The following is a 9,659-nucleotide window of genomic DNA, read 5'->3' on the forward strand; positions in this document are numbered from 1 at the left end:
CCTCGGAGGTGAACTAGGCCTCGGCGGAGTCCGCAGCAAAGTCGGCTTGGCCAAACGTGGCCGTCGTCCCCGATATTCAGGTAGCCGTTGGGAATGCCGCTCCCGCGGGTGGGTGCGCATCGCTGCAGGCCGACATCACCAGCTTGCTGAGGACGCCGATCAACTTCGACACCGACGGATTCACCCTCGAATCCGGCTCCAAGGGGCTGGTCAACCAGATCGCCGACAAGGTGAACGGGTGCCCGACGGCAAAGATCACGGTCGTCGGGTACACCGACGACACCGGGGGCGACGGCGTCAACGTCCCCCTCAGTGCGAGCCGCGCGAAAACCGTTGCGGATGCCCTCGTTTCGGACGGTGTCGCCGGGTCGGGCGTCACGTCGCGGGGGGCCGGCTCCGCCAAGCCGGTCGCAGGCAACGACACCCCGGCGGGTCGCGCACAGAACCGCCGCGTCGAGATCACGGTCGGTTAGGGGAGATTGGACATGGGTTTCTTGATCCAGTGGGTGTGGTACCTGTTGGCGTTCCTGTTGGGATCGGGCGTGGCCTGGCTGCTCGCCGTCATCTGGATCAAACGCACCAGTGAGGAGGACGCAACGTGAACTGGTGGTTGATGGCGCTGGCGTTCGCCCTCGGGTTGGTGCTGACGGCGTCGTTCACGATCGGCAGGGACGCCCGCAAGGCGCCGGTCGCGGCAGTCGAACCCGAAGTCACCGAACCCGAAGGCCCCGAGCCGGAAGTCGCCGAGCCCGACGCCACCGAGCCGGAAGTCACTGAGCCGGAAGCTGATCCGCCCACGGCCCCATCCGATCCACATGGTCCCGGTTCGGCAAGGCCGAACGCCGACGGCGCCGGACCGCAGGGCTGGACGGTCAAGGCCAATGAGGAGTCGAAGCTCTACCACTCACCGGAGAGTCCGTCCTTTGGCGTGACGCGCGCCGAGGTGTGGTTTCGCGATGCCGAGACGGCAGAGGCGGCGGGCTTCAACCGGTGGGACAGCGGCAAGTCCCAGCGTGGGATGAGGCCACGGGGCTAGGACGGGCCGGGCAGGCACAGCAATAGCCGAGCGCCCCCGAGTGGGCTCTGCTCCAATGATGCAGTGCCGCCGTGTAATTCGGCCTGCTGGGCCACCAATGCCAGCCCGAGACCGGACCCAGAGTGTGATGCCGTCGAGCCGCGGGAGAAGCGCTCGAAGACGACCGTGCGTTCCTCCTCGGGTATCCCCACCCCGTCGTCGTCAACGGCGATCTCGACACCTGCTCGCGAACTCACGGCGGAGAGCTGCACCCGGGTCGCTCCGCCGTGCTTCACGGCGTTGGCGATCGCGTTGTCGACGGTCAGCCGCAACCCAGCGGGCAGACCCAGGATGATCACCGTCGGCGTAGGGACCAGCGACACGTCGAGGTCGGGGTACACGCGCATCGCGTCGTGGGCGGCGCGGTCGAGCAATTCGGTGATGTCGACGGGTACGTGGTCGTCGGAGGTCGACAACTCACCCTGCGCCAGCCGCTCGATGGCCCACAGCGTCGATTCGATGCGGGTCTGCGTCCTGATCACGTCGCCAAGGACTTCCTTGCGCTGATCCTCGGCCAGGTCGAGGGTGGCGAGCACCTCGAGGTTGGTGCGCATGGCCGTCAGCGGGGTGCGCAGCTCGTGCGACGTGACGGCGGCGAAGTCGCGCGACGAGACCAGTGCCGCCTTCGTGCGATCCTTCTCCTCCCAGATGCGGGCGACCATGCCGTTGACGGCGTCGGCGATCTCCACTGCCTCGGTGGCGCCGCGCACCTCGATGTCGGGCGCCTCACCGCCCACGTCGATCGCCCTGGTCTGCTGGGCGAGGCGTTTGAGCGGCCGCACCGCGAACGCGGCGAGCAGCCAACCCGCCACCGCCGCGGCGCCGATGGCGCCCGAGCAGATGATGATCACCCGGCGGTGCAGGTTGTTGGTGTCGGCGATGGTCGAGTCGTACGTCGCGCCGACGGCGGCCAGCATCGGGCCCTGCAGGCCCTGGATCTCGACCGTCCGCACCCGGTATCGCACGCCGCCGACGTAGGTGTCCGCGTAACCGGGAGGCAGCTCCGGCAGTACGACGTCGGAGTTCGACGTCACGACACCACCCTTGCGGACCGTGATGATGGCGTCCTGATCGTTGGGCGACTTCGGGATCTCGTCGAGGCCCCTTGGCAGGAACGGGATCGCGAAGCCCGCCGCTTCGTCGAGCCTGCGGTCGAGGCGTTCCTTGCGGTCGTTGGTGATGCCGATCCACACGATCGTGCCGACGATGCCGACGACGATTGCGGCCGCGATCGCCGTCGCGAATGCCACGCGGGTCCGCAGCGACGGTGTCCGTCGGAAGACGCGCGAGAGCGGGTTCATGGCTACTGTTGCCGAAGTACGAATCCCACGCCACGCACCGTGTGCAACAGCCGGGGTGCGCCGCCCGCCTCGAGCTTGCGGCGGAGGTATCCGATGAACACGTCGACGACGTTGGTGTCGGCGGCGAAGTCGTAGCCCCACACCAGTTCGAGCAGCTGGGCCCGGGACAGCACGGCGGTCTTGTGCTCGGCCAGCACGGCGAGCAGGTCGAATTCCCGCTTGGTCAGGTCGACGTCGACTCCGTTGACGCGGGCCCGCCGACCAGGGATGTCCACTTCCAGCGGTCCGACGGCGATGGTCTCCGACGAGAACGTCGCCGTCGCGCCCCTGCGTCGCAGCAGCGCCTTGACCCTGGCCACTAGCTCGGCCAGCACGAACGGCTTGACGAGGTAGTCGTCGGCTCCGGCTTCCAGCCCCGCGACCCTGTCGTCGACGGAACTGCGGGCGGACAACACGCAGACCGGCACGTCGTTGTCCATCGCCCGCAGGGCGGTGACCACGGACACGCCGTCGAGGATCGGCATGTTGATGTCGAGCACGATCGCGTCGGGCCGCGTTTCGGTGGCGCTGCGTAGCGCCTCTGCCCCATCCACGGCGGTGGTGACGTCGAAGCCGGACAGCCGGAGGCCTCGTTCGAGTGAGGCGAGAACGTCGGGGTCGTCGTCCACCACGAGCACTCGGGGGGAGCTCACACCGCTGTCCATAGGGTCATCTTGCCTGATGCCCTTCTTCCCGTGCGGTAGGCGCGTGATGACGAAGGCAACGCATCCGCGAGAATTGACGGGTCGACAGCCCGATCATCAGCTGCGACTGATAATTTCGACCCTCATGCAGCCTGGCGGCCCCCGCGTGATAGTCGAGCCCGATGACGGCCTCGATCCCGTCCTTCAATTCATCTCATCGGCACAGACGTCGCTGTTGGTCAAACAGTTCACGTTCACCGACGAAACCCTGACCGACGCCGTGATCGAACGGAGGAAGGCGGGCGTCGACGTACGGGTGATGCTCAACGCGGCGCGCTCCGGTGGAGACCGGGCGAACGACGAGACCTTCGAACGGTTTCGGAATGCCGACATCGACGTGCAGTGGGCCAATCCGAAGTTCTACGTCACGCACGAGAAGTCGATCGTCGTCGACGAGAAGGCCGCCCTGGTCGCCACGTTCAACCTGTGCCTGAAGTACTTCACCCTGACCAGGGACTACGGCGTGATCACTCACGATCCGTGCCATGTCGCGCAGATAATCGACGTCTTCAACGCCGACTGGAATCACGACGACTGGGTGCCGTCGGCCTACGAGGGTCTGCTGTGGAGTAACTCCAACTCGCGTTGGCACATGGCCCAGTTCATCGACACCGCCACCGAACGCCTCGACATTCAGCACCCCAAGTACGTGGACGCGGTGATCCTCGATCGCATCGCGGCCGCGATCGACCGCGGGGTCAAGGTGCACGTCCTGTGCGGCGGCAAGCACGGGATCAGCGAGTGGGACGTGCTCGACACCTTCGCCTCACTCCGCACCCTGAGCCGGTTCGGCGCCAAGGTGCACAAGCAGAAGAACCTCAGAGTGCACGCGAAGCTCCTGATCGTCGATGACGAGCGGGCCCTGGTCGGGTCGATGAACATCGATCGCAGTGCGTTCGATCTTCGGCGCGAACTCGGCATCACCGTCACCGATCCCGCCGTCGTCGCACGCTTGAAGTCGGTCTTCGCATCGGACTGGGAACTCTCCCATCAATATTCGCCGCCCGATCCGCTCGACCCGTCGCAACATCACGAGGACGACTTCCCCCACGACCACGAACTGCGTCATGAGTGAGGAGCCTTCATCGGGCCTCGCACGAGAAACGGTCTCGCTGGTCGAACTGGCGTGGACGTTCAACCACATCGCCCTTGCGTCGTTCGGCGGCGGCCTCTCGGCGTGGTCGCGGGAGGTCCTCGTCGTGGAGAAGCAGTGGATGGGTGAGGCCGAGTTTCTCTCCGCCATGACGATGTGCCGGATCCTGCCAGGCGCCAACCAGGTGAACATGGCCGTGTTCACCGGCACCAAGATGCGGGGCATATCGGGGGCGGTCGCGGCCGTCGTCGGTCTCTGCTTCATGCCGCTGGTGATCGTGTTGTTCCTGTCGTGGCTGTACTTCCAGTTCAAAGAGGTGCCCGCAGTCAAGGGCGTGCTGCACGGGGCGTCGGCGGCGGCCGTCGCACTGACGTTGGCGATGGTGATCAAGACGGGCCAGAAGTGCCTGACGGGAGTGATCCCGGTGGCCTTGTTCGCGTTGGCGTTCGTACTCAACGGCGTGCTGCGCTGGCCCCTGCTGGGCGTGCTGGCCGTCGTGGCGCCGCTCGCGCTCATCTGGGCCTGGCCCAAGAAGTCGAAGCAACAGCCCGCGTGAGTACGTACCTGCAGCTCGTCATCCTGTTCGGCTCGCTGTCGCTGATGTCGATCGGTGGCGGCAATGCCGTGCTGCCCGAAATGCACCTGCGTTCGGTTCAGCAACAGCACTGGCTGAGCAACACGCAGTTCGCCGATCTGTTCTCCATCTCCCAGACAGCGCCTGGGCCAAGCATCCTGATCGTGGGGATGGTCGGTTACGCCGCCGGGCTGCAGGTCGGGGGAGTGTTGGGCGGCATCCTCGGCGGCGTGATCGCCACCGCGGCCATGGTCATCCCTGCCGCGGCGCTGGTCTACGGCATCACGCTGTTCTGGCAGAAGGCCGAGGAGTCCAAGTGGCGGATCGCGGTGGAGAAGGGCTTCGCCCCGCTGACGGTCGGCTTGATCCTGGCCTCGTCACTGGTGATGAGCCGCGTCGCCGACCACGACTGGCGGGCGTACTCTCTGACGGCGGTGTGCACGTTGATCTTCGTGCGCAGCAAGGTCAATCCGTTGATCGTGGTGGCGGTGGCCGGGGTGATCGGCTACTTCGGCTTCGTCTGAGGAGCCGGCGCCGCCGAGCGATTTGGGCACGGTTGACCGCGCTCACCGCGGGTAAACGTAGACAAATCACGCGGGGAGACACGTGGGTAATGAATTGACCTCATCAATCGTTGAGGTTTTACGGTGATCACATGAGCTTTGAGATGGTGGCGCGCCAGACGCTGAACCGGCAGAGGCGCGCAGTCGGCGGTGACGTACGTGCACTGGCGAACCGGGCCCTCTTGGCGCGCATCTGGCAATTCTCCGAGCGCCACCACCGGCGCCTCGGCGGCTTCGTCGCGGTGAGCGTGGTGGGCGCGCTGCTCGCAGTGTCCACGCCCGTCCTGGCGGGCCGGGTGGTCGACGCCATCGTCCACGGTGGGCAGCCGTCCACGGTCGTGCTGATCGCGTCGGTCATCGCCGTCGTCGCGCTGGCCGAAGCCGCGGTCGGCATGCTGACCCGGTGGCTGTCGTCGAACATCGGCGAAGGCCTGATCCTCGACTTGCGGACCGCGGTGTTCGACCACATCCAGCGGATGCCCGTGGCGTTCTTCACCAGGACCAGGACGGGCGCCCTGGTCAGTCGCCTCGGCAACGACGTGGTCGGTGCACAACGGGCGTTCTCCGACACGCTCTCCGGTGTGGTGGGCAACCTGGTGACGCTGGCGCTGACGCTGGCCGTGATGTTCAGCATCTCGTGGCAGATCACCGTGCTGTCGCTGGTGCTGACGCCACTGTTCCTGCTGCCGGCCCGCCGCATCGGCGCCACGATGGCGACGCTGAGCCGCGAGAGCGCGATCTACAACGCGACGATGAACACGCAGATGACGGAACGGTTCTCGGCACCGGGTGCGACGCTGGTGAAGCTGTTCGGCGATCCGGGCCGTGAGTCCCACGAGTTCGCGGCGCGGGCGGGCCGGGTCCGCGACATCGGGGTGCGCACCTCGATGCTGCAGGCGACGTTCATGAATTCGCTGATGCTGATGTCGGCGCTCGCGCTGGCCTTGGTCTACGGCCTCGGCGGCGTACTGGCGATCGGTGGGCACCTTCAGGCAGGCGCGATCGTCTCGCTCGCGCTGCTGCTGACCCGGCTGTACGCGCCGCTGACGGCGCTTGCCAACGCGCACGTCGAGATAGCCAGTGCCCTGGTCAGTTTCGAGCGCGTCTTCGAGGTGCTGGACCTGACGCCACTGATCCAGGAGCGGCCAGGGGCGGTGGCCGTCCCCGACGGCTCGGTCGGCGTCGTGTTCGACGACGTGCGGTTCGGCTACCCGTCGGCCGACAAGGTGTCACTGGCCTCCCTCGAGGAGGTCGCCGTCCTCGACGACCGCGGTGGTGACGAAGTGCTGCACGGTATTTCGTTCACCGCCGAGCCGGGACAGATGGTCGCGCTGGTGGGCTCGTCCGGGGCGGGCAAGTCGACCATCGCCTCGCTGTTGGCCAGGTTGTACGACGTCGACTCCGGCGCGGTCCGGCTGTCCGGCGTCGACGTTCGCGACGTGACGTTCGCATCGTTGAAGGACACCGTCGGCGTCGTCACCCAGGACGGTCATCTGTTCCACGAGTCGATTCGCGCGAACCTGACCCTGGCCGCGTCCGACGCGTCCGACGATCAGCTGTGGGACGCGCTGCGCCGGGCGCGGTTGGCCGACGTCGTGGCCGACATGCCCGACGGGCTCGACACCGTCGTCGGCGAACGCGGCTACCGGCTCTCCGGTGGCCAGCGCCAGCGGTTGACCATCGCACGCCTGCTGCTCGGATCCTCGCGCGTGGTGGTGCTCGACGAGGCGACGGCGTCGCTGGACTCGGAGTCCGAAGCCGCCGTGCAGCAGGCGCTGGCCGAAGCGCTCGCTGGGCGCACCTCCCTGGTGATCGCCCACCGGCTGTCGACGATCCGCGCCGCCGACGTCATCCTGGTCGTCGAGGGCGGCCGCATCGTCGAACGCGGTACGCACCGCAAGCTGCTGGCCCGTCGCGGTCGATATGCCGAGTTGTACGAGACACAGTTCGGCGACGAGACGACGGCCGCATGACGGTGGTCGACGAGTCGGAGTTCCGCTCCGAACCTGCCATTGCGCCACCGCCCCGCCGGATCAGGTCGTCCTCGGACATCCTGCGTCTGCTGCCGTATCTGAAGCCCTACCGGGTGCGGTGGACCGCGATGCTGATCGCGGCGTTGCTCAGCCTGGTCGCCACCGTCACCATTCCGCTGATGACCAAGGCCGTGATCGACGGACCCGTGCGCCACCAGGATCAGCAGAGGCTGTGGGTACTCGGTTCGGCCGCGATGGCCGTGCTGGTCTCCGAAGCCGTGCTCTGGTTCGTTCGCCGCTGGCTGGTGGCAAGGGCCACGATGGGCGTCGAGGCCGACATCCGCAAGGACCTCTACGCGCGGCTGCAGATCCTGCCGATGTCCTTTCACGGCAAGTGGCAGTCCGGGCAGCTGTTGTCCCGGGTGATGAACGACCTGAGCACCATCCGCCAGTTCCTGTCGTTCGGGCTGCTGTTCCTGTTGCTCAACATCATTCAGATCGTCGTCGTGACGGGCATCCTGCTGGCGATGTACTGGCCGCTAGGTGTCGTGGTCGTGGTGTCGATCGTGCCGATCACCTTGACCGTCCTGCACTTCCAGCGTCAGTTCACCAAGCTGTCGCGGGCCGCGCAGGACCAGTCCGGCAACGTCGCCACTCACGTCGAGGAGCAGGCGCTCGGGCTGCGGGTGGTCAAGGCGTTCGGCCGCGAGCAGTACGCCTACGAGCGGTTCGACCAGCGCGCCACCGCCCTGTTCGACACCGAGGTCGGCAAGGTCGGGGTGCAGGCGAAGTTCTGGACACTGCTCGAGGTGATCCCGACCGTGAGCCTGAACGTCGTGCTCGGCCTTGGGGCTTACGCCGCGGGCACCGGGCTGGTGACCATGGGCACGCTGGTCGCCTTCATCACGATGATGCTGTCGCTGGTGTGGCCGATCTCATCGCTGGGATTCCTGCTGTCCATGACCCAGGAGTCGATGACGGCGGCCAACCGCGTCGCCGAGATCTTCGACGCGCCAAGGGAGATCGCCGACGGTCTAAGAGACGACGCTCCGCGCGCAGGGCGTCTGGAACTCGTCGACGTCGGATTCCGGTTCCCCGCTGACGAGGTCGCCGCCGGATCGGCTCCGGAAGACAAATGGGTTCTGCGCCACGTCGACCTGGTCATCGAGCCGGGTGAAACGCTCGCCCTGGTCGGCGCGACGGGCTCCGGCAAGTCGGTCCTGGTGTCACTGCTGTCGCGGCTGTACGACGTCTCCGAGGGAGCGATCCTCATCGACGGCAAGGACATTCGCGAGCTGTCGCTGCCCACGTTGCGCAAGGCGGTCGCCACCGCGTTCGAGGATCCGACGTTGTTCTCGATGTCGGTGGCCGAGAATCTGAAATTGGGCCGCGGCCCTGACGACCCCGCGACCGACGAGGAGTTGGCGCAGGCCGTCGAGGTTGCCGCCGCCGGCTTCGTCTACGACCTGCCGTTCGGCCTCGACACCCGCATCGGCGAGCAGGGCATGAGCCTGTCCGGTGGTCAGCGCCAACGTCTTTCGTTGGCCAGGGCGCTGCTCGCCGCGCCGTCGATTCTGGTGCTCGACGACACGCTCTCGGCGCTCGACGTGCACACCGAGGCCGTCGTCACCGAGGCGCTGCGCCGGGTGCTGGGGTCGGTGACCGGGGTGGTGGTGGCGAACCGGGCCTCGACGGTGCTGCTCGCCGACCGGGTCGCGCTGCTCGACGGCGGAACCATCACCCGCGTCGGGACGCACGCCGAACTGCTGGCCGACGCGCCGCAATACCGGTACCTGCTCGCCGCGGACGACGATCTCGACGACGGCGCCGAGCGCGTCCCCGACTGGGAGCAGGACGAGGACCGCAACCGGCTCGACCATCTGTACCTGGAGCAAGAGCACGAGGCCGACCGCGACTTCGTCGCCCAGGAGGCGGAGAGGCGATGAGCACCACCGACTGGCGCGGTCGCGCCGTCACGAACGATGACGACGATCTGCCCATCGACGAGTCGATCTCGCGGCGCCGCGAGGCGCGCACCCTTCTGGGTGGGCTGTTGCGGCCGTACGCCACGGCCGTGGCGCTGCTGGCGATCGTCGTGGTGGTGGAGAACGCCGCGCGACTGTCGGTGCCACTGCTGGTGCAGCGCGGCATCGACCACGGCATCCCGCCGATCGTCGACGGTGGGTCGGCACGGGAGCTCCTGCTGATCGTCGCGGCGCTGTGCGGTGTGGTGCTGGTGCAGGCCATCAGCCGGATGTTCTTCCTGCGTCGCGCCGGGCGGATCGGTCAGGAGGTGCTGCTCGAGTTGCGCCGCAGGATCTTCCGGCACTTCCAGCG

General features: G+C 67.1%; 10 protein-coding genes and 1 pseudogene. 9 read left to right on the top strand and 2 right to left on the bottom strand.

Going from position 1 to position 9,659, the window contains the following annotated elements; all coding sequences use genetic code 11:
• Positions 1-56: 56 nt before the first annotated feature.
• Genes ACRDUX_RS25160 through arfC form a run of 3 tightly spaced genes read left to right on the top strand, consistent with a single transcriptional unit; the run spans position 57 to position 1,036 of the window.
• Positions 57-473, top strand: coding sequence for an OmpA family protein (locus ACRDUX_RS25160; RefSeq protein WP_526417630.1), 417 nt, complete (start codon positions 57-59; stop codon positions 471-473).
• A 12-nt stretch (positions 474-485) separates the two neighbouring features.
• Complete coding sequence (arfB, locus tag ACRDUX_RS25165; RefSeq protein WP_526417632.1) at positions 486-602, top strand: channel accessory protein ArfB; 117 nt, start codon at positions 486-488, stop codon at positions 600-602.
• The gene (gene arfC, locus ACRDUX_RS25170; RefSeq protein ID WP_526417634.1) at positions 599-1,036 is read left to right on the top strand and encodes a channel accessory protein ArfC, sunset domain variant; all 438 of its coding nucleotides are present in this window, start codon (positions 599-601) and stop codon (positions 1,034-1,036) included. Before arfB ends, arfC begins: the two co-directional genes overlap by 4 nt.
• Here the strand turns inward: arfC and ACRDUX_RS25175 are convergent.
• Positions 1,033-2,376, bottom strand: coding sequence for a HAMP domain-containing sensor histidine kinase (locus ACRDUX_RS25175; protein ID WP_526417636.1), 1,344 nt, complete (start codon positions 2,374-2,376; stop codon positions 1,033-1,035). The two genes, arfC and ACRDUX_RS25175, sit on opposite strands and share 4 nt — an antisense overlap.
• 2 nt (positions 2,377-2,378) lie before the next feature.
• Positions 2,379-3,080 (bottom strand): two-component system response regulator PrrA, encoded by a 702-nt coding sequence (prrA, locus tag ACRDUX_RS25180; RefSeq protein WP_526379234.1) that lies wholly within the window; start codon positions 3,078-3,080, stop codon positions 2,379-2,381.
• Between the two features lie 124 nt (positions 3,081-3,204).
• Here prrA and ACRDUX_RS25185 point away from each other — a divergent pair, with 124 nt between their 5' ends.
• The 6 genes and pseudogenes from ACRDUX_RS25185 to ACRDUX_RS25210 all read left to right on the top strand — a co-directional run.
• Positions 3,205-4,194 carry a phospholipase D-like domain-containing protein gene (locus ACRDUX_RS25185; RefSeq protein WP_526417638.1) on the top strand — a complete coding sequence of 330 codons (990 nt, stop codon included), beginning with the start codon at positions 3,205-3,207 and terminating at the stop codon, positions 4,192-4,194.
• Positions 4,187-4,768, top strand: coding sequence for a chromate transporter (locus ACRDUX_RS25190; RefSeq protein ID WP_526417640.1), 582 nt, complete (start codon positions 4,187-4,189; stop codon positions 4,766-4,768). The genes ACRDUX_RS25185 and ACRDUX_RS25190 overlap by 8 nt, the downstream gene beginning before the upstream one ends.
• Complete coding sequence (locus ACRDUX_RS25195) at positions 4,765-5,310, top strand: chromate transporter (protein WP_526417642.1); 546 nt, start codon at positions 4,765-4,767, stop codon at positions 5,308-5,310. Before ACRDUX_RS25190 ends, ACRDUX_RS25195 begins: the two co-directional genes overlap by 4 nt.
• A gap of 131 nt (positions 5,311-5,441) precedes the next feature.
• Entirely contained in the window at positions 5,442-7,322 is a 1,881-nt protein-coding gene (locus ACRDUX_RS25200; protein ID WP_526417644.1) for an ABC transporter ATP-binding protein, read from the top strand.
• Complete coding sequence (locus ACRDUX_RS25205; RefSeq protein ID WP_526417646.1) at positions 7,319-9,268, top strand: ABC transporter ATP-binding protein; 1,950 nt, start codon at positions 7,319-7,321, stop codon at positions 9,266-9,268. The genes ACRDUX_RS25200 and ACRDUX_RS25205 overlap by 4 nt, the downstream gene beginning before the upstream one ends.
• A pseudogene (locus tag ACRDUX_RS25210) lies at positions 9,265-9,659 on the top strand (ABC transporter ATP-binding protein); the annotation flags it as partial. The gene ACRDUX_RS25205 and the pseudogene ACRDUX_RS25210, both read left to right, overlap by 4 nt.

The organism is Mycobacterium sp. (genome assembly GCF_050701675.1).
Taxonomy (GTDB): domain Bacteria; phylum Actinomycetota; class Actinomycetes; order Mycobacteriales; family Mycobacteriaceae; genus Mycobacterium.